Below are 23,428 nucleotides of genomic sequence, written 5' to 3'. Positions count from 1 at the left end.
TCGTGTCAATCGTTACCAAGCGTCTGACGCACGTGAGACGCCCGTTTTCGGCGATCGACGATCCTGCGGAACTGAGTCGAGCGAAGTAGATGAGTATATAAAGCGGCTTGGAGGTTACTCCGCCGGACCGTCACGCTTACGGCCCTCTACGGCGGTTTCTGCCGGTTCGTCGTCGGCGTCGGTCGGATCGTCTTCTGGATCGGTTGGGTCGGCTTCAGAGTCGATCCGCCCGTCTTCCGGCCCGATCGCATCGTCATCCCCCGCCAACGTGTCGCCATCCGCCCCGAAAGCCGCCTCCAGCGCCGCCGACCACGACCCGAACCGCCGCTGATACGTCGCGAGCGCATACGCCCCATGCTCGCGGACGTCCGCCGCCGTCGGCCGCCGACCCACCCGCTCACACACCCGATGCAGGTCCGCGAGCAGCTCCCCCCGCGGGATCCGCCCGGCCACCCCCCGCGGCTCGAACCCCGCCGCCTCTACCGCCGCCCGCCACGATCCAAACCGCCGCACGTACGTCCGCGGCGCATACACACCCAACCGCTGCATCTGCGTAAAGCTCGGCGGCGGGTCCGCACACACCCCGTTGACCCGCCGTAACTCCGCGAGGAGCTGGTCGTCCGTCGCCCGCCCGAGCCGGATCGGCTCGTACCCCGCCGCCTCCACCGCGTTGCTCCACGTCCCGAACCGCCGCCGGTACGTGGCGACCGCGTACGCCCCCTCCCGGTCCATCTCCACCGCCGTCGGCCGCCGCCCCTTCGTCTCCCCGAGCCGCTCGATCTCCGCGAGTAGCTCCTCGACCGACACCTCGTTCGTCGGCTCCCGCGGGTCGAACCCGGCCGCCGCCACCGCCCCCCGCCACGATCCGAACCGCGCGAAGAGCGTCGACACGCCGTGCGGCCCCCGCTCGCGATACTCCTTGAGCGTCGGCCGGCGACCCACCTCGTCGGCCACCGCCCGGATCCCATCGAGCAGCTCCTCGTCACGATACCGCATACCGATCCGGAACACGCGGGAGGAAATAAACTGATACCCGCACGCCCGGCCGGGCGGACGCTCGCGCTCCCTCGCGCCCTCGCACGCGCGTGTGAGGAAAATGCTGTTCACAGTACCACGCGGGAAGCTGACGAACGGCCAAGCGGCCGGGGAACGGACGGACGGCCAAGCGACCGGGGAACGGACGGAGAGCCAGCCGGGACGGGCGAACGGATCGAATACGCCAGCGGTGAACAGCCGTACGCCGGCACGTGGTGATCACCTCGATGCACCCCGACGTTCGATCGACCCCCGGACGATGGCAAACGACCTCTCGGCCGACGCGATTCACCGACGACCCTGACCAGCAGCTTACAAAGCGCGTGTCGCCGAAAAAGGGGATGAATCCGCGGTCGGGTCGCCGGCCACCGTGACCGGCGGGCGATTCGAGAGCCGCGACGTACTCACGCGCCCGTTAGGGCCGGCGGCGGGTCGCGAGCAGCGCGGCGGCGAGCAGCGCGACGAGCGCGACGAGCGCACCGAATCCGGGCGTGTCGTCGTCGACGTCGTCTGGCTCGTCGTCAGCCGGTTCGTCGATGTCGTCAGCGTCGTCGGCCGGCTCCGGATCATCATCGGCGTCCGGTTCCTCGACGTCGTCAGCCTCCTCGGGCTCGTCGACGTCGGCGGTGACGATGAACGTGGAGAAGCCGGGCGTCTCGGCGGTGACGGTCACGTCACCGTTCGCCTCGACGCTCGTCTCGAGCTCGTCGTACTCGTCATCACCGGCGTGGAGGACGACGAGATCCTCGGGCTCGGCGCCGGCATCGCTCACCTGATCCGCCGGGAGCGTTGCCGTCAGCGTCGCGGATTCGTCGGTCAGCTCGTCATCGTCGAGTTCGATGATGAACCCGGAGACGAACGGCTGGCCATCCGCGAGCGCGGGCGCATCCGTGGGCACCTCGTCGAGTTCGAAGACGTCGACGGAGCCACGCAGGGTGTCCTCGTCGAACCGGATCGAATCGAGGGCAGTGTCCTCGACCGTGACGCCCGTGCCATCAACGTCGGGCTCCGTATCGAGGATCCGCTCGCGCGCGTTCGCGGTGACGGATGCGGTGTCGGGTGCGGTCGGGCCGGCCGGCGCCGCGTCAGCACCACCACCGCCGCCACCGCCGCCGCCACCGGTGCCACTACCACTTGGCGTATCCGCTTCGACAGTCACTGTCCGCGTATCAATGTCATCCTCGGATTGAATCTCGATGGGTATCTCGCCGACATCATCACTGTCGAGTTGATACGTGAACGTCTCCGATGCATCCGCTCCCTCATCAAGGTCGAACTCTTGTAGCGACTCACGCTCACCGTCCACAACAAATTCAACATCCTGCTGGGCGGCCTCGTCGCCGGTGTTCGAGATAGTTACATCGACGCTACCTGTTTCACCTACCTCGACGGTGTCATCGAAGTCATCAATCGTTACGTCGAACACACCCGGTGTCGAGACGATATTCAACAGGTCAGCATCACTGTCAGCAGCAGTCGCGACCCCGACCTGATTCACGCCTTGAACGATGTCATCACCAATAGCTTCGGACGGGACGGTTGCATCCGTGAACTCGATCGGTTCGGTGTCGCCATCAGCGATGGTCGGATCGTCACTGGCGACTACGACATAATCCGTTCCCTCGACTCCATCGATGTTGGGGCCGACGCGCAACTCCACCGTGGGCGATGCTTCGATATCGCCGATATTCTCGAGCTCAGCGCCAACCGTGATCGGCTCACCGGCTTGCACTTCGCTCGGATCCACGCTCGTTTCATCAACGGTCACGTCTGCCGGCTCAATCACATCAATCTCGTCACTCGCCTCTACAGCTGCATCTTCCAGTCCAATACCTAGTGTAAGTGGACTCACAGCAGCTTCGTCGCTACCGGGAGTGAACCTGAACTCTACAGGCTCCGTCTCCTCGGGATCAACAGTCACGGACCCGGATCCGAACTCGGTCTCGTCAACGTCGAATTGCACATTGTCCGACCCGGTCTGGTCACCGTCGTTCTCAACCGTCGCACTCACGATGACCTCCTCACCGACCTCTACATCGTCATCCGGTTCGATACTGAAATCGGCGATCTCGAAGTCGGCACTCAGTGGTTCATCACTCGTGTCCTGCTCATTGATGCCGGCGCTTTCAAGCGTCAGGGATCCGCCAGCGGCATAGTTGTTGGTCGCATCAAGCTCGTTAGCCGGCTCCTCAGGATCGACGGCGATATCAACCGGGCTTTCACCCTCGACGGGGAGGTCATCCTCGGCGAGCGCATCGAAGTTGTTTCGGATCACCTCGGTGCCGGCCAGACTCTCATCATCGCCGACAGAGATCGCAGCAGGACTGTTACCGCCGAGCGGGGTCGTGAGGATCGTATTATCTCGAATTTCCGTGTCCGAAGCCGCCTCATCTAACCGGATCACATCGCCAGCCGCGGCCTCCTCATCAGGGACGAACACGTTCGAAATAATGCTCGTATCGGACCCTTGGACATCAACGGCCGGGTCCATCCTGTCAACAGTGACGTCGTTACCGATCAGCGTCGCTCCCGTTGCCCCGTTGTCGATCTCGACGGCCGTGTCAAATCCGGCAATGTCAGCTAACACAACTGCAGCGTCGTCACCTGTGATCGAGACCGCCGACGTGTCAACGTCGTCTTCTATCGCGACGTTTGAGACCCCAGTGCCATCGGCAGCGAGCGTGAATGGAGTCTCTCCGTCCGCTTCGACCTCAACGCCGCTTTCGACACCACTAACGACGACATCATCGGTGTCGATGGTGACCGCCTCAGTATACTGGCCGGCTGTCACGAGGACCTGATCACCCGCAGTCGCCGCGTCGACACCGCTTTCAATGTCGCCGTAATCGATGGCCACCGTAGTGCCGACGGTACTGGGGCTACTGATGATTCCCTCTTCCGTTGAGATACGAGCGTCGACCGGGACCGAATGATCCCCTGCGCGGGGTTCTTGCTCGATCGTCCCGCTGACTGTTGCGGTTTCAGTCTCTCCGGGATCGACAGTGATCTCAGTCGTGCTCCCGTCGTCGAAGTCAATGTCACGCGCGAATGCAAACTCGACATCGACGGAGCCGTCTGTGTTGCCGATATTCTCAACAGTCGCCTCAAGATCAACATCCCCTCCCTGCGTTTTGTCACCGGTAGCGTCTACCTCAGTAATCCGGAACTCCGGTGCTCCAGGGGCGACAGCTGCAATAAAACCGCGTCTGACGCTGGTCTGGGTCTGGACATCGAGCTGAACGCCCGGATCATCCCCAACTGCCGTTTCATACGCCAGTGGGACTTCCGTTGTTTCGCCAGCCTCAAGCGAAACCGACTCACTGTCAACGCGTTCGTCGTCAAAAGTTCCGATGCGGTTCTTAAGTAGCTCTACATCTTGGGTATCCTCGTCGCCGGTGTTTTCGATCGTAACCGTTGTCTCGATCTCGTCTTCACCGGCGGTAACGTCATCATCATCGATTTCGACCTCTTGGATCTCAAAGTTACCTTGATCGATGATTTCGAGCCCCCCGACTTCAGGGAGCGAAATAATCCGATTGTTGAGGCCACCTGCCTCATCTTCATAGATATCGAAGAATAGATTATATTCCGCCGACGGAAGGTCCGACACGTCGACGGTCGCCTCGAGGAAATCATCGCCGTCAGTGTTCTCAACTTCCGTTTCGATCCCTGCGTCAACATCCTGGCGCGGACTCACGACGAACTCGATGAAATAGTCCTCACTTACGTCATCATCGCGGGTGACAGTCGTTGTGAGTTCCCCGTCAGGTGTGGGACCTTCCAGTTCAATATCGCTCGGATATGTGACACCAATCAGCCGTCCTTCAGTCGTATCCACGACCTTTCCGTCCTCACTAAGCGCAAGCTCGAACTCTGTGAACGTCGATTCAACTCCGGTGAATATGTCTTCATCGCCCGTTACGGATACAGAAATCTCTTCATCCTCGATTTCTAGATTAGGATTATCATCTAACTCACCGTCACCACTGAGGAGGTTAAAGAACCTGACGGAATTCATTTCAACGGTTGGTTCGCCATCTTCGGGGGTGATTTCGATCTGTGATCCGGTATCGGGGTGACGGATCTCAATGCTCCGATCGACATTCCCGCCGAACTCCATTTGCTCAGCCCCCTGCACCTCTACGCCTAGCACCTCTGTGGTCTGGTCATCTGTGAAAGTCGTTCCGCCAGGATTATGCTCGATTCCAAGAAAAGTCTCAAATTCGGCATCCTCGACCTGGACGAGTCCGATGTTGGGATCGGACGTATCAACGGCGTCGTTCTCACGGAAAATTTCGTTCGCAATACCACGTCGATTTTCGGCACTAAACGACCGATCGTTAACACTCACCGTTTCATCAGTGTCGGGAAACGAGACGTCCCCGCCGGAGTTACCAGCCTCGACGCCGGTAATTTCGTTACCCAGAATGGTTATTGCACTCGTCTCGACGAGGATGCCACTCGCGCTCGGGTCTGTAGCCGGGTTGATAATGTTGTCAGTGATCTCGGTGTCATCGCCGTTGACGACCAGCGCTCCCGGCGCTGCGCCGTTGTCTACAATGTCGTCGTCGACAGTGATCGTCATTCCCTCAAGAACGACATCATCGCTGTCTATCTCTACCCCGAGCTCGGTGTCAAGCGTTGTCTCTGCGGCATTCCCGGTGGATTCGATCCGGAGATCAGCCGTATCGACACTGATGATCTCTTCACTATATGTACCGGGCTCAACGGAAATCGTGTCCCCCTCATCAGCCTCATCGACTGCGTCAGAGACCGTTGCAAACGTATCCGGTTCATCACCCTCCCCGTCAACAGTCAGGGTGTCGCCTGACTCAACCGACGGCGATGCTATCTGCTCACCATTTTCTTGCGCTGCGATCCCACCTGCTCCGACAGCGATCATGGAGATGACCATGATCACGGCGAACACTACGGCCTGCACTTGTATGCGTCTGTCTGTCATGTGATTGTGTACTCACGCACTGTGCTGCATACGGCAGCGACTGAATCGTCGAGGCGGACCTGCATGGCGGTCCACACCTCGTCAGAACCGACGGCACTCGATCGCGACTGTCGGTGATTCCCCGCACGTACAACTGGCTGGTTGATCTGTCTGAATTCAGAACCTAACCTGCTACACGCCCGGTGCCCGATTCCCGCACCCATTACTGTGTTGTCCATTCCGGGTGATACCTCAGTCTGTCAGGATGCAGGTATTATAAACCCAAGGGAGATGGGAATAATTTTCCGCTATCAAAACCCAAAGTTGCCATATCCTGTTTACAGGCCCGACGTCATCCGAATCTATCGTAAGTTGGAGTCGGTTATCATCAATTATCTAACTAGAAAATATCATACAGAGCCATCAAAATATATTCTAAGTTGGATATGTATAACCACACAAAATGTGGTTTCTATCGTTTATTGTGTTTTTTTAATCAAAAAGATGGATTCATCGATGATTTGTCGAAATGATCTCATTATGTGTTGTGTCGCCACAAGGTAGAACACACCCGACGAATTGGCTGTCTTGATATTGTCGGGTTCATACTCGCAGTTTCTCCATCACGGTCCGTTTTATCTCCATCACGCTCCAGTTCAGTATATCGCCCACGCGCGGGATTGTTAATCGACATCGATCAGGGCTGCCTACCACCGCACCACCTGCGACCAGCCCACAGTCGACGCCCGCCGATCGACCACGGTCAACACCAGCGATCCACCGCCCGCGATCGCCGATCCACCGCCGACCATGGACGGAGGGCTATATAACCCCCGAGTCGACAAGCGGGGGGTGGGGACGGTCGGGGAGGGCGCGCGCGAGGCGACCGCCCCGCGCGAACCGGCCGCGATCGACGCCGATGGACGACGTATTTCCGATTTCTGAGAGGTATCGAGTCGATCGATTCGGATAGCGAGATAAAACGTTAGAAGCGGTGATAAAATTTCTAGCCGTTTCTGCGCCCGTTTTAACCGGTCGATCGAGATCGGAAACGGCGCGTAAAACGTCGAAAAGAGTCGTTAACTGATGCGAATTTTCCCCAACGCTCTGCTATTTATATACCCCATAGGCTCCTTGGGTGAATCGAGACGTGATCCCGATGTCAAGCCAAAACTCACGACCGGCCGTTCGCCTGCCGAGGACCATCGGCGCGGGCCTCCACGAGCGCGTTCGCCAGTTCACCGTTGGCGGCCTCCGTGCCGCCGCGTTCTGGACCGCGGTCTTCCTCCCGCTCGCGTACGTCCCCGTGGCGTACCTCTCGGACAGCGCCGGCGCGCTCCTCGCGCTGCTCGCGCTCCACTTGGTCAGTTTCGTCCTCGGTCATGAACACAACCTCCCGGACGCTGCCTAATCATGAGTACCACCAGCACCCCATACGACACGACCCTCGAGGAACCGACGACCGACCAGCGAACCGACACGCGGACGGACGCCGACGCGGACGACGCGGACGAGGAACCCGAGGACACGCGCTCGAAGGCCGAGCGCCTCGCGGCGTTCCTCCGCCAGGAGGCCAAAGACGGCGAGACCTACTTCAAAGCGAAGTTCATCGCCGACGACGTCGGCCTCTCGCCGAAGGAGATCGGCGCGCTCATCGTCCAACTCCAGGACTCCGTCGCCGACCTCGAGATCGAAAAGTGGTCCTACACGGGCGCGACCACCTGGCGCGTCTGTCGAACCGACTGAGAAACCGGCCGACATCCGGGACACGACACGGTCCCCGCACGGCCCTCCACGCGACAGGTCATCACCCCCTCCTCCCGCTTTTTCACCCACCGAGCGACCGCCATCCCCCGCAACCCGGCGCTCGGCCGGTTCCCACGCGGTCCCGCGGGGCGCCCGGCTTCGAGCCGGTCACGCGGGCTCGACGGCCGGAAGCGTCGCGTCCAGATATCGCTCCACGCCGGCGGTCACGTCCGCGACCCAGTCGGTCCCCTCCGTCGTCGCCCGACGGAACGTCCCGCCGGTCGCCAACGTCGCGATCACGGTCGCGACCGCCTCGGGGGCGACCTCCTCGGGGACGACCCCCGCCGGCTCCGCCCCGGAGGCACCGTCGTCGGCCTGTCCCGCCGGCTCCGCCCCGGAGGCACCGTCGTCCGCCGGCCCCGCTTCCGCCGGATCGAGCGCGGCGGCGGCCTCCCGGACGCTCCGTGCGAGGAACCGGTCGAGCACCCGATCGCTGCGCTCGAAGTGGGCACGATACGCCGCGTCGTGGGTCGCCTGCGCACGAAGTTCGACGACGGCACGCAGGAACGCCGCGTCCGGCGACCCCTCATGCTCGACCGCCTCGGGGTCACACACCGCGAGCACGTACGTGCGGATCCGCCGACGCGGCGGGAGGTCGAACGAATCCCCGGAGACGGCCGCCTCGAAATCATCGAGGAGGAATTCGAGCAGGTCGAGAAGCAGCTCGTCCTTGCTCTCGTAGTGATGATAGATGAGCGCCGGGCTCTTCTCGAAGGCCCCGCCGATCCGCTGGATCGTCAGGTCAGCATACCCGTGGCGACACAGCGCGTGATAGGCCGCCCCGAGGATCTCCTCACGCGAGCCGGCCGGATCGGCGAACGGGTCGTTCACGCGACCCGCCTCCGGTCGAAGCCGACCCGCGGACTGTCTGCCGGACCAGCCCGCATCTTGGATGCATACATGACCGTCGTTCCACCCCGGCGACCATAGCTGTCCTGATTGAACGTTCAGTCAGCACGCTTATCTGCACGTCACCCGAGGGGGCGGTATGATTCGAACCTCCGGACCCCGGGGATCGGGGTGTCACCTCCACCCCCGTCGCCGCCGAAGACCACGTCGCCACCGGGAGCGCGGCGAGGAACCCACACCGTCAACCGGCCGGATCGGCATCCCCACACAGGGGACCGGACGATGAGCACGGGGCGGATCCTCCCGGCGCTTTCGCTCGTCCTCTGTTGTCTGCTGGCCGTCGCCGTCGTCGGGGCGCTCGCGGGCGGGGCCGGGGCGGCCGGGAGCGACGGCGCGAGCCCCGAGCCGATGCCCACGAACGCCCCGCTTTCCGTCGAAGGGTCACCCTCGCTCACCGCTCCCGACAACGACATCGTCAGACAGACCGACGACTCGGGGAGCGGCTCCGACACGGTTCGGGGCCGGCCGCGGTTCGACGCCTTCCTCTCACAGCCGACCGTCACGACCGGCGGCGAGTCGACGGTCACCGTCGACCTGCTCAACCGCGGCGAGATGCGCTTCGGCAACGAGCTCGACGACCGCGTGACGACCGCCCGCAGCGTCCGCGTCGAGGCCGACGCCGACGGCACCCCCCTGGAGGTGAAAAGCCGTGAGGCCGCCGTCGGGGACGTGGGAACGGGCACGCCCACCTCGGTCCCGATCGACCTCGCGGTCCCCGACGACGTCGACGACGGCGAGTACGACGTCGAGGTGACCGTCCGCTACCGCTACACCGGCCAGATCACGTCGACGTTCAACCGGCACAACGACCGGACCGCGACCGAGCGGTTCGACGTCACGGTGGTGATCGACGAGGGGGCCCGCTTCGCCATCGTCGACGCCGACACCGACGCACAGGTCGGCGGAAGCGGCGACGTGACCGTGACCATGGAGAACGTCGGCGACGAACGCGCCCGCGACGCCGTCGTCACGGGTGAGGCGACCGGCAGCGAGGTGACCGTCGGGGATGGGGCAAGCGACGTCTTCGTCGGCGACTGGGAGCCCGGCGAGAATCGAACCGCCACCTTCGACTCCACCGTCGGTGTCGACTTCGCCGGCGAGGCGTATGCGTTGCGCTCGACCGTCGGGTATCGCGATAGCGACGGGGCCGAGAGCGACTCGCCCGCCGCACGAACCGGGGTCACCCCCATCCCGAAACAGTCGTTCCCGATCGAGGACGTCCTCGGTACGCTGGAGGTCGGCTACGCCGGGACCGTCACGGGGACGCTCGAAAACGACGGCCCGCTCGACGTCGACGACGCGGTCCTGATCGCCGAACCACAGAGCGACCGGGTCCAGTTCGGCGAGAGCCGCTACGCGCTCCCGGAACTCGCGGACGGCGAGGCCACCGAGTTCAGCTTCGACGCCGACGTGAGCGGCCAGGCCGACCCCGGCCCCCGACAGATCCGGTTCACCGTCGAGTACACGAGCGGCGACGGCACCGTGGCGATCGAGTCGACGGATCGTATCGAGGTCGCCCCCCGACAGCCGGAGTTCGACCTCGTCTCCGAGAACACGACGGTCCCCGCGGGCGAGACCCGCCGGTTCACCTTCGAGATCACGAACCGGCGACCCGAGACGCTCTCGTCGATCAACGCGGGGCTGTATGCCGATTCGCCGCTCTCGGCCGTCGACGACGAGGCCTTCGTCTCCGAGCTCGAACCCGGCGAATCGGCGGAGATCTGGTTCGAGGTCGCCGCCGCCTCCGGCGCGAGCGTCAAGACCCACCCGGTCGAGATCGACTTCCGGTACGACGACGAGCGCGGCAACGACCGGATCTCCGACGTGATCCAGTATCCCGTCGAGGTCACGGAGCCGGTCGACGACGGCGGTGGGATCCCGTGGATCCCGGTCGTCATCGGCGTCCTCGTGCTCGTCGCCGCCGGCGGCTACGTCTACAGCCGGCGTCGGTGAGCCGATGATCGCGCCGCCGTCCCGTACCGCTGTTCGCCGCCGATCCGCCGGTCGCCGATCCGCTGTCGGCCGTCGCTCCACCGTCGGCTGTCGCCCCACGGTCCCTCACACACGCCGGGGGCGTCGCCCGTGAGCGCCGCCGACCGGTTCATCGAGCGCGTCGACGAGGCGGTCACGAGCCGGCCGGCAACCGTCGTCGCCGTCTTCCTGCTCGTGAGCGTCGTCGCCCTCGGCGGGGTCGGGGCGATCACGAGCAGCGCCGGCGCGGACCAGTTCACCGAGGACCTCCCCGAACAGGAGGCGCTCGATGACATCGAGGAGGACTTCGAGACGGCCATCGCCGGCGACGCGACGAGCGCGCAGCTGATCATCGAGGACGACAACGTCCTCTCGCGGACCGCGCTCGCACGGATCCTCGAAACTCAGGATCGGTTAGAGTCGCGCTCGACGCTTCGGATCGCCTCGACGACGAGCCACGCCAACGCGGTCGGCGCACAGCTCGACCCGTCCGCGGAGACCCCCGGCGAACAGCGTGTCGCCGTCGAGGAGGCGACGCCGCCGGAGCTCCGCGACGCCATCGAGGCGGCCGACGAGGGGGGCGCGGTCGGCGCACAGGTCTCGGCCGAGTACAACCCGACCGCCCAGCGGGCCGGCTTCGCCATCGTCGGGATCAGCTACGACCTGCCGGGCGACGCGACGACCGCCCGCGTCACGGAGCTACAGACCCGAAGCGTCGCGGTCGTCGACGGCGTCCCCGGCAACGAGGCCGGCGAGAACGCGATCCTCTTCGGCGACGGGATCCTCTCCTCGGAGATCAACGCCCTGTTGAGCGACACCGCCATCATCGTCTTTCCCGCCGCGCTCGCGCTCATCCTCGGCTTCCTGCTCCTCGCGTACCGCGACCCGATCGACATGGGGCTCGGGCTCTCCGCGCTCGTAATGGCCGTCCTCTGGACGTTCGGCTTCATGGGCTACGCCGGGGTCCCCTTCTCCGATGCGCTCATCACCGTCTTCCCGCTGCTTCTGGCCGTCGGGATCGACTTCGGGATCCACATCATCAACCGCTATCGCGAGGAGCGGCTGACGGGAACCGGCATCGCCACGTCGATGCGGACGACGACCGACCAGCTGCTCATCGCCTTCCTGCTCGTGACGATCACGACCGTCTTCAGCTTCGCGGCCAACCTCGGGAGCCCGTTCCAGCCGAATCAGGACTTCGGGATCGTCGCCGCCGCGGGGATGGTCTTCACGCTACTCGTCTTCGGGATCTACCTTCCGGCCGCGAAGGTGCTCGTCGACCGCTGGCGTGAACGCCTCCCGATCCCGGAGTTCGGAAGCACCCCGCTCGGCAGCGGCGGGTCGGCGCTCAACCGGGTGCTCCACGTCGGCGTCGACCTCTCGCGGATCGCCCCCGTGGTCGTCGTCGCCGTGATCCTGATCGGCGCGGCCGCCGGCGGGGCCTACGGGACGGGCGTCGACACCGAGTTCTCCGAGGAGGCCTTCTTCCCCGACGAGGAGCGGCTGGAGCGCTATGCGGCGCTCCCCGAGCCGTTCGCGCCGACCCAGTACACCTTCCTCTCCATCCTTTCGATCTTCCAGGAGGAGTTCGAACAGGACTTCGTCGGCTCGGTCACCCTCTATATCGACCAGTCGGTTCGCGATGACGACTCGCTCGAGCTCATCGACCGCACGACGCGGAACCCGCCGGATACCTTCGAGACGACCGACAACTGGCGGGCCGACTCGACGAGCATCGTCACCGTGATCCAGGACCGCGCCGACAGCGACCCGGAATTCCGGCGAACCGTCGAGGCGAACGACCGGCTCGGCAACGGGGTGCCCGACCGCAACGTCGATGATGTCTACGACGAACTGCTCGCGATGGGCGACGAGACGAACGCCCGCGGGTATCTCGCCGCCGACCGCGGCAGCGCCCGGATCGATTACACGGTCAAACCCGGCGTCGACGACGCACAGGCGGTCGCCGACGTGCGCGCGCTCGCGGAACGGACGCCGCTTGAGGCGGTTCCAACAGGCACGTTCGTCGTGAACCAGGCCGTCATCGACGTGCTCCTTGAGTCCGCCGTCGACAGCCTCATCCTCGCGTTCGTGTTGACCGCGACCTTCCTCATGCTCTCGTACCGCTATCTGGAGGGGAAAGCGGTCTACGGCTTCCTCAACCTGATCCCGGTGCTCGCGACGGTCGGGCTCCTCGTGGGGACGATGCGGCTGCTCGACATCCCCCTCACGCCGATCAACGCGCCGATCCTCTCGGTCTCCATCGGGCTGGGCGTCGATTACACCGTCCACTTCGTCCACCGGTTCGTCGACGAATACAAGGAGGGCGCGGCGATCGAGGACGCACTCGAAGTCACCATCGCCGGCACCGGCGGCGCGCTCACCGGCAGCATGCTCACGACCGTCACCGGCCTCGGCGTCCTCTGGCTTGCCGTCATCCCGCTGATCCAGGACTTCGGCGCGTTGCTCGCGCTCGGCGTCTTTTATGCATACCTCTGTTCGATCCTGCTCGTCCCGTCGCTCGTCGTCGTCTGGGATCGCTACGGCTCGCGGATCGGCCTCGGGTTGGAGGCGCTCTCGGAGGAGGAACCGGGAGTGGATGGCAGCTGATCGGTCGGATCGGCGAGAAGGGGTTGTTGACGTGACCGGCTTTATTGAAGCCCTTCGACGCTGATAAGAGCCGAGTGGTAAACTACCCCTCCCTACTCCCTCGGCGCATACGCGCCTCGGTCCTTGAGGGAGGGGCTTTGATGTGGACTCCCGGCGATCAACTGTCGGCGGTTGGCCGATAGCCGTCGCCGTTCACCGTCCCACCAGTTATACGCACGTCTACTGGTGCGTCTGCGCTCCCCGACGTGGGCGAGGAACGCAGTCTATGTTGTCGCTTCCGCATGTACCGCAATCCGACGTTTTTCGCGCCGTTGTAGTCCGCGTTGATTTCGTACCCACACTTCAGACACCGGAACTGCTCACCGTCGCGGTTATCTTCGTGGGTGAAGCCACAATCGGTGTGGGAACACCGCTGGCTCGTATGCTCTGGTTCGACCTGCTCAACCGCCACACCCTGCTCAGGAGCCTTGTACTCGACGTATTCGTACAGGCGACGGAATGCCCAGACGTGATGCCAGTCAGCGTGGGGCAGTCGCTCTCGAATATCAGTCAACTCCTCGAACACGATCACGTCGCACTCGTGGGCAACCGCTTCCGCAACAATCTCGTTGGCGACTGTGTGGATATACTGTTTGCGCCATGCTCGCTCTCGCTTTCCAAGCCGCAACAAGGCGTTGTGAGCGGCTTGTGTCCCACGCTGTTGCATCTCTGCGCGGCGCTTTTCGAACTCCTGTATCCAGTGGTCGTACGCGTCACCACTCCAGAACGTGCCTGTTGACGAAACGGCAAGGCTGTTCACGCCGAGGTCGATCCCGAGGACAGTTTGGTGCCCGGTATCGTCCGAACCCTCAATTTCAACAGCCTCACCATCGTTGTCTACCTTCCGCGTTTTGACGTGGAAGTAGAACTCGTCGGTGGCTTGGTCGTACTGGAGTGTACTCGTGCGAAACTCATAGTCTTCCGAAAGAACGTATTCCTCGTATGGTGTTGGACTATCTGCTGGCAACTCAAAGTGACATTCGACTCGTCCGTTGACCGTCGAAAGTGAGATTTTGTTCCGGTAAAAGGTAGCACTGCGCTTGTCGTAGACCATGCTCCACGAGGTGAACTCTGGTTTGTTCGTCCGTTTGCCTTTCTTCCAGCGGTCAACACCACTATCGACGGCGTGAACGGCACGCCGGATGGCCTCTTGGACGAGATTCGCTGTCAGGTCGGTTTCCTCGCGGAGACGGTCGTACAGCGCATCTCTGGCTTTGACGTTCGAGGTAACGCAGTCTTCGTAGTCGGTGTTGTCCCAGCAGTAGTCACTGGCCTCGTTCGCACAGTACAGGAACTGGTCGGCGGTTTCGTGGAGGTCGTCGTGATACTCGTCGGGAACGACGAGCTTGACCGGCGCGGTGCGCCTGACCTCCATGTTTCAGATGTGGTTTCGACGGTACTTAACTATCGGGGAGTCAGTCGGCTACTGTCTCGTGGGTTGTGTCGTAGAGTGTCGGCTTCTGCTCACGGGCCGCAGGCCCGTTCGCACGGCCCGAGGGAGCTTGCTCCCTCGCTGTCCTCCCCGGCCTACTCGCTTCGTGCTTCCGATCAATCGGAAGCCCCCGCTCCTTGAGGCCGGGGGCTCCGCCTCGAAATTGCTGAAATCGGTGGCTTATAATAATCCGATGGTTTCAGCGAAAGTTAGTTAACACGAGTCGTGGTACTATACCACACGGACCGATCGGTAGGTGTGACACCATCCACGCAGGTGGTGTGGTCGCCATCGCGTGTAGCGACCAACCGTTGGTCCAACGTGGATACCACCCGAAACATCACTACGTCTCATGAAACGACACATCGAACTCCCGTCGGACGCACAGGATGTTATTGACCAAGCCGTCAATCACATTGATAGACGGCTCTCATCGGATGCCGACACCGCGACGGCGGTTCAGGAGACGCTCATCGATCTCTTCGGGGAGCGCCAAGTGTACGAGCAGTATCGGGCTGGTCGGGAGCTACCGCCGATGACCCGGGTCAGGCTCCGGAGTTACAACCCGCAAAACGCCTTCATCGAGGCCGAACACTGGGCCGAGCAGGAACACAAAGAACTTCAGGAAGCGAAATACCTCCAGTACCTCTGGCGCGGCTTCGACCTCTCGCCGCTGTCGAACAACATCGCGTTCGCGCTCCCGTTCCGTCAGATGCTCGCCAACCACCTCTTCGCAGACGCCGGCGACGGCCTCCGTCTGTTCGGCGGCATCAAGATTCAGTGCGGCCACAACATCGAGATGGGCGACAACACCGTTGTCCACAACGACGTGTTGCTCGACGATCGGGGCGAACTGGTCATCGGCGACCGGGTCTCCATCGCGGACCGGGCCCACATCCACACCCACGGCCACGACGTTGTCGACCAGTCCAACGTGACCACCTACCGGACGGTCATCGAGGACGACGTACGTTTAGGCTACGACGCCATGGTGAACGCCGGTTGTCGTATCGGCGAGAACGCGATGGTCGGCACCTCTGCAATGGTCCGGGGGGACGTGCCGGCACACCACATCGCCGTCGGCTCCCCCGCTAAAGGAGTAAAGGTCAAACCGGGATGGGAGTCCGTCGCCGACGATCCCGGTCCCCTGACGGACAGACGGTCGTCCCGGGAACTCGACCGTGAACTGGACAACAACGTGGCTTTCTTCGACGAGTTCGACCGGAACCTCGTGCCCCCGAACGGACTCTAAAGACGGCGTCCTGGACCTTGGGCGGCTTGTGCGGCCGGCCGCGTGAAGTGTGGTGGGGCGGTGTGTGTTCCCGTAGCGAATCGGGTGCCCCTGATTACTGTCCGGCGTGTCGTTCCGATCTCATATATCTCACCGACGACAGTCCTGGGTGGGTTGGTGGTCAGGTGTCCACCTGAACGGCGCTCACTTTCAAATGGTATTTTCGACGCGGCGACCACACGACATGCAGGCACATTCTACCGGCTAGTTCGAAATCTACTTGACGAAAATAGTGAGGTCCTCGTGCTGAACTCATCCTCGCTATTCAGCACGACGCGAGAGACCCGTCAGCGGTTAAATAGTCCAACAGAGGTGACCCGATATATACCGTCGTCCTACCGCTCGTCGAGCGGGACGAACGTGGCGTCCGTCTCGCCGACGTAGCGGTACCGCGGCCGGAGGATCCGGTTGTCAGCCTGGTACTGGAGGACGTTCGCGATCCAGCCGCCGACGCGGGACATCGCGAAGATGGGCGTATACAGGTCCATCGGGATCCCGAAGTGGTCGTAGACGGAGCCGGAGTAGAAATCGACGTTCGGGGCGATCCCCTTCTCGACGAGCCCCTCATCCTCCAAGTAGGCCTCGATGGAGGTGGTGTATCGAAGCCACTTGTCGTCGCCGGTTGACGCGGAGAGGTCGCGGAGTTTACCCTCCAGGATGTTCGCGCGCGGGTCCTTCACCTTATAAACACGGTGGCCGAACCCGGGGATCCGACCGCCCGCCTCGCGACGCGCGGTCGCCCACTCGACGGGATCGGCGTCGGCGTCGTCGATCTCGTGAAGCATCTCCATGACGTCCTGGTTCGCCCCGCCGTGAAGCGCCCCCGAGAGCGCGCCGATGCCGCCGACGACACAGGAGTAGATGTCGGCCATCGTCGAACCGATCACGACCGCCGTGAACGTCGAGGCGTTGAGCCCGTGTTCGGCGTGCAGCGTGAGCGCCATGTCCATCGTCTCCTCGCTCACCTCGTCGGGTTCCGCGCCGGTGAGCATGTACAGGAAGTTGCCCGCGTGGGAGAGTTCGGGATCGAGGTCGGGCTCCACCGGCTCCTCCCCGCGGCGCGCCCGCTCGAAGGCGGCGAGGACCGTGGGTACCTTCGCCGTGATCCGCCGGCCCATCGCGAGCGCACGCTCGCGGTCCTCGGGATCGGCGTCCACGTCCGGGTCGTACGCCGAGAGCATCGACGTCGCGGTCCGCAACGCCGCCATCGGGTGCTCGCCCGCCTCCGCGAGCGCGGTGACGGTCTCGAGGACGGCGTCATCGACCGCGCGCTCGGCCGCGAGGGCTTCGCGGAACGACGAGAGCTCCGCACGGGTCGGGAGGTCCCCGTGCCAGAGGAGGTAGAGCACCTCCTCGTAGGTGGCCTCCTCCGCGAGCGTCTCGATGTCGTACCCCCGATACACGAGCTTTCCCGCCTGCCCGTCGACGTGGCTCAACTCGGATTCCGCGACGAGGACGCCCTCCAACCCACGCAGTAGCTCGTCTGACATGCTCCAATGGTTTCTGCCACCCTCAAAAAAGCGTTATCTTTCAGGAGGGACCGATATCGTCGATCGTCGAACCACCCCCAGTCGAACGGCGATAATTGCGGAAACGATCGCCTCAGCGCGCCGGGACGACCGTGATCGTCCGCTTGCGGTCGATCGCGTCCTCCAGCTCCTCGGCGATGGCGGAGCCACGCGAGACCTGCACCTCCCCGCCGCGGCCGACGGTGGCCGTAAAGAGATACTCCCCGCCCGCGCGCACCTCGACGGTCTCGCCGACGCCGCCGTCGACGCCGATGACGACGTGCCGGGAGGTGATCTCCGGTTGGACGACGGTGCCGCGGTCCTCGCCGATCTGTCCGCCATGCGCACCCGAGCCGCCGGCGCCGCCGGAGCCGCCCCGTCCGCCTGAACCGCCCGCGCCGCTGCCGCCCCTCCCGCCGGGGCGTTCATCATGTGTTCGAACGTCGATATCGATCCCCAGCCGTCGTTCGATGTCGCCGATACGGCCGCCGCCTTTGCCGATCACGGTCGCGATGTCGTTCTCCTCGACGTAGACGATCGCGTCGTTTTGTCCCTGCAGCTCGACGGCGACGTGGCCGCGGGCGACCGACCGGATCTCGCGTTCGATCTCCTGTTTGGCGATCCGCCCGACGCCCGTCTCGGGCTCGTCCCCATCGTCGGTGAGCGGGACGGTGACGACCTGTCGGTTGAACGTGTAGATCTCGAACGCGGGACGTCCCGTCTCGAAGTCGACGACTTGGATGACCGGCCGGGCGAGGTCCTCGGCGGTGAGCCCGGCTGGGACCTTCACCTCCGTTTCGACGTCATAGACCGTGTGGACCTGACCGGCCTCGATGTAGACGACCGTATCGACGATCTGGGGGATCATCCCGAGTTCGACGCGACCGATGAGCCGCTGGAGGGCGTCGATCGCCCGCGAGGCGTGGACGACCCCGACCATGCCGACGCCGGCCATCCGCATGTCGGCGAACACGCGGAAGTCGCCCGTCTTGCGGACCTCGTCGTAGACGGTGTAGTCCGGCCGGACCAAAAGCAGCGAGTCGGCCGTCCGCTCCATCGAGCCGCCGAGCGCGCCGTACTGGGTGATCTCGGGACCGACCTGCAGGTCGCGCGGCTTCTCCATCGTCTTCACCGCGTAGTCCTCGCCGTTGAGGAACTCCGCGACCGCCTGCGCGAACGTCGACTTGCCGGCGCCCGGCGAGCCCGAGATGAGCACGCCGCGTTTGCGTTCGAGGAAGCGCTCGCGCAACTGATCCGCGAACTCGTAGTCGTCGAGGTCGGTCTTGGCGATCGGTCGGACCGCGGTGATCTCGATGCCGTCGGCAAAGGGCGGGCGGGCGACCGCGATCCGGTAGTTGCGGTACTGGACGACGTCCATGCCGTCGTCGGAAAGCTCGATGAATCCCTCGTTCGACTGCCGTGCGAGGTTGACGATACCGTTGGCCCACTCGCGCATCCGCTCGTCGCCGGTCGGCTCGTCGTCGATGACCTCGTATCGCATCTCGCCGAGGGTCCCGCGTTTCGCCTTCGGACGCGTCCCCGATTTGAGGTGGACCGACATCGTCTCGTCGGTGAAAAAGTCCTCGATTGGGAGGTCGTCGACGACGCCGCGGGCGACCGGCTCGACGTACTCGACGGCGATCCCCTTCGCGCGGGCGACCTCCGTCTGGACGATGTCGCTCGAAAGGAGGGTCGCGTCGTGTTCGGCGGCGACCTCACGGATGATCGCGTCGATGTCGCCCTCGCTCGCGTGTGCCTTCGAGCCCGCGTCCGGGCGGGAGCCGAGGTATCGCAGATCGATCGTCCCCGCGTCGGCGTGTTCGGCGAGCCGCTGTAGCTCCGAGAGGCCGTCCCACCCCGAATCGAGCCCGTCGTTCGCCTGTGACTCCAGCTCGCCGACGACCGCCTCCGGGACGAGCACGGACGCGCCCTCGTAGGTCCCATCGTCGACCCGCTCGGACACGCGGCCGTCGATGACCGCACTGGTGTCCGGTACTACGTTCATACCGCGGTTCCGGGCGGGAGCCGTATAAGGGTGTTCGACCGCGTCGCGTCCGCTGACCGCGGGAACCCGACGGTGATGCCGGCCCCACGAAGCGCAAACCCGAAACCCCCCCATCACCAAGCGGGGGACAGATGTTTCCCCGCGAGTACCGCGGCGTCGCCTTCGCGGTCGCCCTGTTCGTCCTCGTGCAGCTCGGCGCGCTCGCGCTCGTCCCCTCGTTCGCCGAGAGCGGCTATCAGCCGGTCGATGACCCGCAGGACCCGGTGAACAGCCTGATCTACATCGTCGCCATCGTCGTTATGACCGGCTTCATGCTCGCGGCGTTTCGCTACGAACTCGACTGGGCGATCCGGCTGCTCATCGTCGGCGTCTCCGGCTGGCTCTCCTGGTACGTCTTCTCAGCCATACTGCCGCCGCTTCTCGCCGCGATCCCCGCCATCGCCGTCGCCGTCGGACTGCTCGTGCATCCCGAATGGTACGTCATCGACAGCGCGGGCGTGTTGATGGGCGCGGGCGCGGCGGGCCTGTTCGGGATCACCTTCGGGATCCTCCCCGCGTTGATCCTCCTCGTCTTCCTCGCGATCTACGATGCGATCTCCGTCTACGGCACCGAACACATGCTCACGCTCGCGGAGGGCGTGATGGACCTCAACATCCCCGTCGTGCTCGTGATCCCGACGACGCTGTCGTACTCGCTCCTTGAGGACGACTTCTCGGGCGCGGCGGACGTCCACGAGGGGGATGACGAGGGTGAGGAAGGCGAACCGATCAAGGGCGACGAGGATGGTGAGATCACCGCCGACAGCGACGATGAAATCACCGCCGACAGCGACGATGAACATGACACCGCCGACGGCGACGATCCGGACGAGGACCCCTCACGTGACGCCTTCTTCATCGGCCTCGGCGACGCGGTCATCCCGGCCGTCCTCGTCGCCAGCGCGGCCACCTTCTCGCCCGCACCCCACCTCTCGGTGCCGGTCGTCGGGCTCAACCTCCCCGCGTTGCTCGCGATGGTCGGGATCGTCGCGGGGCTGCTCGTGCTCATGAGTTGGGTGATGAAGGGCCGGGCACACGCCGGGCTGCCGCTGTTGAACGGCGGCGCGATCGGCGGCTACCTGATCGGGTCGCTCCTCGCGGGCGTCCCGCTTATCGAGGCGGTCGGGTTGGGGCCGTTCGTGTAGTGGGTAGATGAGTAGATGACGTTCGCCGCGCCGTCGAAATCCGCAATAAGCGAGCGATCCTGAACGCGATCGTCCATTTATAACCCCCACCGACCGAGTGACGAGGCCATTTATAAACCCTCCACGGCGGTCGGCGCGCTCCGGTGAGCGCCCGCATACGGGCGCGAACCGAGCGCGAGGGAGGCACGGCGGGCGGCGAGCGGAGACCGCTCGCTCGCCGCCCGCCTGCCGAGGCTGGGGAGGCCTGAGGCTGCGGTGTGGTGCGGATGTGGCAGCGAGAGTGCAACAGCGCGAGTGCGGCGGCGCGAGTGCGGTGGCGCGAGTGCGGTGGGAAGGCAATGGTCGGCCCCCGCCCCTCCCTCGTCGCTCCCTCGTCGCTGCGCCGACTGCACCGGCTCTCCGTCGCTCTTTATAAGTGGTCGGACGGCCCCGCATCATCGGATATAAACGAGGCCGGGCAACCGACCCCTCAGTAGCCGGTCCGTAACGCGGCGTTACCCGCGAGCACGAGGAACGCGAACCCGAAGAGGCCGCCGAGGAGCGCGAACGAGACGCCCCAGCCGAACAGGTCGGCCGTGAGCCCGACGCCGACGGACCCGGCCGAGCCGAGGACGGCGTAGACGGTGCGCACCAATCCGAAGCCCGCGCCGCGCTCGGCGTCGCCGAGGGCGTCCATGAACCGCGGGTCGATCGCGGAGAAGAAACTCGAACCCACCCCCGCCAGCAGGACACCCGCGAGGACGCCCGGGCCGGTCGGAAGGGTGACGGTCGCGACCAGCCCGAGCGCGCCGCAGGCCATCGCGCCGGCGATGGCGACGTCGCGGCCGAACCGGTCGGAGAGCCGCCCGAGCCCGATCTGGGCGATCGCTCGGGTGATAAAGAAGGCCGAAAAGACCGCGCCCGCGAACCCGGCCGAGTAGCCGTGGAAGTCGACGAGGAACGTCGGCAGAAACGACATCACGCCCTGCACGACGTAGGTGCCCACGACCGCGATGATGAGCGGGAGGATGATCGCGGGCCGCGAGAGTAACTCGACGAGCGGGCCCAGCCGAAGCCGGTCGCGCATCGGCTGGTCGGGCCGGCGGGGCTCGGTGGGGCGCACCCGCCACGCGAAGTAGACGAAGATGGGCACGCCGACGACGGCGGCGAGCGCGACCGCCGGTCGCCAACCGTAGCGGACGCCGACCCACGCCGCCGCGACCGGCGCGATCAGCCCCGCGAGCGGGCCGCCGACGGAGTGAAAGCCGATCGCCGTGCCGATGTTCTCGAAGGTGCGCGAGAGCAGCGTCGTCGCCACCGCGTAGTGGAGCCCCGCGGCGAGTCCCAACAGGACCGCGACGAGGACGAACGTGCCGTAGGTGGGCGTGAGCGCGAGCAGCAGGCTCATCGCGGTCGTGCCGCCAACGGCGATCAGGATGATCCGCCGCTCGCCGTATCTGTCCGCGAGGATGCCGCTCGGGAACTGTGAAATCCCATACGCCAGCCACATGCCCGAAAGTGCCACGCCGATGGCGGTGTTCGAGACCGCGAAGTCCTCGGTGATGAAGGGGACGACCGGGCTGATCGCCAGTCGGGCGAAGTAGGTGACGAAGAAGGCGAGCAGACACGCAAAAAGCACCGTGTGACGGTATCGCCAGTTCACGCCATCCCTCCGGATGAGCGCCGGTGCGACCGATCAGCGGCACCAAGAGCCATGCTCCGCGGTTCGTCACCGGCGCTCATGTACTCACGGATACCGGAGGGAACGCCCGCGTCGTCACGCCGACAGCCGATCACGCGTTCGGGACGCCAACGCGCACCGTCACGGCGGCCCCCGGTCACGCCTCCGAAACGCCGACGCGCACCTTTACGGCGACGCCCGAGTCGAACGCCGACAGCTCCCCGCCGGACAGCTCGGCGCGGCCCACGCCGAGGAGGGCGTCGTCGTCATCGACGACGAGCACCTCGTCGCCCGGACGGATCCCCTCGTCGGCGACGACGACGAACTTCGCGAACGCGTTGCGCCCCTCCCGGACGAACGGCTCGCTCTCCGCGCCGAGGACGACCCGGTGTGCCGGCGGATCGAAGGCGTCCCGGAGCCGTCGCCCGCCCAGCTCGCCCAGGGTGAACCGGCCGTCGGTGCCGTAGGAGACGATCCGGTCGCCCTCGGCGCTGCCGGGGGTGTCGTCCACGTCGCCGTCGATGATCTGTCGCGGGCGTCCGCCGCTGGAGCGCCGGATGGTGATGGCCGTCTCGGGTGGAAAGAGGGCGTCCCCCGCGCCCGACCCGAACTGATAGTCGGCGCCCACGCGGAGGTCAGCGAGCGTTTCCATATCGCTCATACCCGTCGTTTTTCGGGGGGCCGCAAAGCGGTTGCGACACGGGCGTCTCGATCGGAGCGACACGGGCGTCTCGATCCGGTGCGGCACCGTCGGCCGAGCCACGCCACAGGGGGTTAGATCGGGAACAGCCGCACCCGAACGATTGCGATGACCGCAAAACAGAGGAGCCCGACGAGCGCGCCGACCGCGATGCTCCCGAAGAACCGTCCGAGCGCGAGCGCGATCGCCATGATGAAGACGAACGGGAGCGCGAGCGCCCCCACGATGGCGTCGAAGCGCTCGGGGTCGGCGGCGGGACGATCCGCATCCATGTACCGAACAGGACGGGAACGCACTTAAATACGGAACGTCTCGACACGCGTCTCGTCCTCCGCG

At 64.7% G+C, this 23,428-nt stretch carries 19 protein-coding genes; 9 read left to right on the top strand and 10 right to left on the bottom strand.

Going from position 1 to position 23,428, the window contains the following annotated elements; translation table 11 throughout:
• Positions 1–114 precede the first annotated feature (114 nt).
• The gene (locus CHB65_RS07250) at positions 115–996 is read right to left on the bottom strand and encodes a homing endonuclease associated repeat-containing protein (protein ID WP_089384394.1); all 882 of its coding nucleotides are present in this window, start codon (positions 994–996) and stop codon (positions 115–117) included.
• Positions 997–1,096: 100 nt separating this feature from the next.
• Here CHB65_RS07250 and CHB65_RS07245 point away from each other — a divergent pair, with 100 nt between their 5' ends.
• Entirely contained in the window at positions 1,097–1,339 is a 243-nt protein-coding gene (locus CHB65_RS07245; protein ID WP_089384393.1) for a hypothetical protein, read from the top strand.
• Between the two features lie 111 nt (positions 1,340–1,450).
• Here CHB65_RS07245 and CHB65_RS17605 read toward each other — a convergent pair whose 3' ends face one another.
• Positions 1,451–4,873 carry a PGF-CTERM sorting domain-containing protein gene (locus tag CHB65_RS17605; protein ID WP_218818921.1) on the bottom strand — a complete coding sequence of 1,141 codons (3,423 nt, stop codon included), beginning with the start codon at positions 4,871–4,873 and terminating at the stop codon, positions 1,451–1,453.
• Between the two features lie 357 nt (positions 4,874–5,230).
• Between CHB65_RS17605 and CHB65_RS17360 the strand changes: the two genes are divergently transcribed.
• From CHB65_RS17360 to CHB65_RS07230, 3 genes are all read left to right on the top strand, one after another.
• On the top strand, positions 5,231–5,866 hold the full coding sequence (locus CHB65_RS17360) for a hypothetical protein (protein WP_179213603.1): 636 nt from the start codon (positions 5,231–5,233) through the stop codon (positions 5,864–5,866).
• Between the two features lie 1,270 nt (positions 5,867–7,136).
• Positions 7,137–7,388: a hypothetical protein gene (locus CHB65_RS07235; RefSeq protein WP_089384429.1), complete on the top strand. Its 252-nt coding sequence runs from the start codon at positions 7,137–7,139 to the stop codon at positions 7,386–7,388.
• Between the two features lie 2 nt (positions 7,389–7,390).
• Positions 7,391–7,723: a DUF7123 family protein gene (locus CHB65_RS07230; protein WP_089384391.1), complete on the top strand. Its 333-nt coding sequence runs from the start codon at positions 7,391–7,393 to the stop codon at positions 7,721–7,723.
• A 168-nt stretch (positions 7,724–7,891) separates the two neighbouring features.
• On the opposite strand, the gene CHB65_RS07225 is transcribed toward CHB65_RS07230, so the two are convergent.
• On the bottom strand, positions 7,892–8,614 hold the full coding sequence (locus CHB65_RS07225) for a TetR/AcrR family transcriptional regulator (protein ID WP_089384390.1): 723 nt from the start codon (positions 8,612–8,614) through the stop codon (positions 7,892–7,894).
• Between the two features lie 300 nt (positions 8,615–8,914).
• Between CHB65_RS07225 and CHB65_RS07220 the strand changes: the two genes are divergently transcribed.
• The gene (locus CHB65_RS07220) at positions 8,915–10,645 is read left to right on the top strand and encodes a COG1361 S-layer family protein (RefSeq protein WP_089384389.1); all 1,731 of its coding nucleotides are present in this window, start codon (positions 8,915–8,917) and stop codon (positions 10,643–10,645) included.
• Here CHB65_RS07220 and CHB65_RS17355 read toward each other — a convergent pair.
• Positions 10,627–10,797, bottom strand: coding sequence for a hypothetical protein (locus CHB65_RS17355; protein ID WP_179213602.1), 171 nt, complete (start codon positions 10,795–10,797; stop codon positions 10,627–10,629). The genes CHB65_RS07220 and CHB65_RS17355 overlap by 19 nt on opposite strands.
• On the opposite strand from CHB65_RS17355, the gene CHB65_RS07215 reads away from it, so the two are divergent.
• The gene (locus tag CHB65_RS07215) at positions 10,775–13,273 is read left to right on the top strand and encodes an efflux RND transporter permease subunit (protein ID WP_089384388.1); all 2,499 of its coding nucleotides are present in this window, start codon (positions 10,775–10,777) and stop codon (positions 13,271–13,273) included. The two genes, CHB65_RS17355 and CHB65_RS07215, sit on opposite strands and share 23 nt — an antisense overlap.
• A 157-nt stretch (positions 13,274–13,430) precedes the next feature.
• On the opposite strand, the gene CHB65_RS07210 is transcribed toward CHB65_RS07215, so the two are convergent.
• A complete protein-coding gene (locus CHB65_RS07210) occupies positions 13,431–14,687 on the bottom strand; it encodes an RNA-guided endonuclease InsQ/TnpB family protein (RefSeq protein ID WP_089384387.1) in 1,257 nt (418 codons plus the stop codon).
• Between the two features lie 409 nt (positions 14,688–15,096).
• Between CHB65_RS07210 and CHB65_RS07205 the strand changes: the two genes are divergently transcribed.
• The gene (locus CHB65_RS07205) at positions 15,097–15,996 is read left to right on the top strand and encodes an acyltransferase (RefSeq protein ID WP_089384386.1); all 900 of its coding nucleotides are present in this window, start codon (positions 15,097–15,099) and stop codon (positions 15,994–15,996) included.
• Positions 15,997–16,043: 47 nt separating this feature from the next.
• Positions 16,044–16,172: a DUF7571 family protein gene (locus CHB65_RS18055; protein WP_449404564.1), complete on the top strand. Its 129-nt coding sequence runs from the start codon at positions 16,044–16,046 to the stop codon at positions 16,170–16,172.
• Positions 16,173–16,370: 198 nt separating this feature from the next.
• On the opposite strand, the gene citZ is transcribed toward CHB65_RS18055, so the two are convergent.
• Positions 16,371–17,525 (bottom strand): citrate synthase, encoded by a 1,155-nt coding sequence (citZ, locus tag CHB65_RS07200; RefSeq protein WP_089384385.1) that lies wholly within the window; start codon positions 17,523–17,525, stop codon positions 16,371–16,373.
• Between the two features lie 112 nt (positions 17,526–17,637).
• Positions 17,638–19,548: a PINc/VapC family ATPase gene (locus CHB65_RS07195; protein ID WP_089384384.1), complete on the bottom strand. Its 1,911-nt coding sequence runs from the start codon at positions 19,546–19,548 to the stop codon at positions 17,638–17,640.
• A 131-nt stretch (positions 19,549–19,679) separates the two neighbouring features.
• Between CHB65_RS07195 and CHB65_RS07190 the strand changes: the two genes are divergently transcribed.
• A complete protein-coding gene (locus CHB65_RS07190) occupies positions 19,680–20,732 on the top strand; it encodes a presenilin family intramembrane aspartyl protease PSH (RefSeq protein WP_089384383.1) in 1,053 nt (350 codons plus the stop codon).
• A 469-nt stretch (positions 20,733–21,201) separates the two neighbouring features.
• Here the strand turns inward: CHB65_RS07190 and CHB65_RS07185 are convergent, their stop codons facing one another.
• From CHB65_RS07185 to CHB65_RS07175, 3 genes are all read right to left on the bottom strand, one after another.
• Complete coding sequence (locus CHB65_RS07185) at positions 21,202–22,374, bottom strand: MFS transporter (protein ID WP_089384382.1); 1,173 nt, start codon at positions 22,372–22,374, stop codon at positions 21,202–21,204.
• A 175-nt stretch (positions 22,375–22,549) separates the two neighbouring features.
• A complete protein-coding gene (locus tag CHB65_RS07180; RefSeq protein WP_089384381.1) occupies positions 22,550–23,053 on the bottom strand; it encodes a PUA domain-containing protein in 504 nt (167 codons plus the stop codon).
• 113 nt (positions 23,054–23,166) lie between these two features.
• On the bottom strand, positions 23,167–23,364 hold the full coding sequence (locus tag CHB65_RS07175; RefSeq protein ID WP_089384380.1) for a hypothetical protein: 198 nt from the start codon (positions 23,362–23,364) through the stop codon (positions 23,167–23,169).
• Positions 23,365–23,428: the final 64 nt, after the last annotated feature.

Source organism: Halorubrum vacuolatum, assembly GCF_900188065.1.
In the GTDB taxonomy this organism is placed as follows: Archaea; Halobacteriota; Halobacteria; order Halobacteriales; family Haloferacaceae; genus Halorubrum; species Halorubrum vacuolatum.
The sequence above is the reverse complement of the archived record's forward strand: the minus strand, read 5'-3'. Positions and strand labels throughout refer to the sequence as shown.

Coding starts and splice junctions, on each gene's coding strand:
- CHB65_RS07250 (WP_089384394.1), bottom strand. CDS start 996: ATGCGGTATCGTGACGAGGAGCTGCTCGATGGGATCCGGGCGGTGGCC.
- CHB65_RS07245 (WP_089384393.1), top strand. CDS start 1,097: ATGCTGTTCACAGTACCACGCGGGAAGCTGACGAACGGCCAAGCGGCC.
- CHB65_RS17360 (WP_179213603.1), top strand. CDS start 5,231: ATGCTCGATTCCAAGAAAAGTCTCAAATTCGGCATCCTCGACCTGGAC.
- CHB65_RS07235 (WP_089384429.1), top strand. CDS start 7,137: ATGTCAAGCCAAAACTCACGACCGGCCGTTCGCCTGCCGAGGACCATC.
- CHB65_RS07230 (WP_089384391.1), top strand. CDS start 7,391: ATGAGTACCACCAGCACCCCATACGACACGACCCTCGAGGAACCGACG.
- CHB65_RS07220 (WP_089384389.1), top strand. CDS start 8,915: ATGAGCACGGGGCGGATCCTCCCGGCGCTTTCGCTCGTCCTCTGTTGT.
- CHB65_RS17355 (WP_179213602.1), bottom strand. CDS start 10,797: ATGAACCGGTCGGCGGCGCTCACGGGCGACGCCCCCGGCGTGTGTGAG.
- CHB65_RS07210 (WP_089384387.1), bottom strand. CDS start 14,687: ATGGAGGTCAGGCGCACCGCGCCGGTCAAGCTCGTCGTTCCCGACGAG.
- CHB65_RS07205 (WP_089384386.1), top strand. CDS start 15,097: ATGAAACGACACATCGAACTCCCGTCGGACGCACAGGATGTTATTGAC.
- citZ (WP_089384385.1), bottom strand. CDS start 17,525: ATGTCAGACGAGCTACTGCGTGGGTTGGAGGGCGTCCTCGTCGCGGAA.
- CHB65_RS07195 (WP_089384384.1), bottom strand. CDS start 19,548: ATGAACGTAGTACCGGACACCAGTGCGGTCATCGACGGCCGCGTGTCC.
- CHB65_RS07190 (WP_089384383.1), top strand. CDS start 19,680: ATGTTTCCCCGCGAGTACCGCGGCGTCGCCTTCGCGGTCGCCCTGTTC.
- CHB65_RS07180 (WP_089384381.1), bottom strand. CDS start 23,053: ATGAGCGATATGGAAACGCTCGCTGACCTCCGCGTGGGCGCCGACTAT.
- CHB65_RS07175 (WP_089384380.1), bottom strand. CDS start 23,364: ATGGATGCGGATCGTCCCGCCGCCGACCCCGAGCGCTTCGACGCCATC.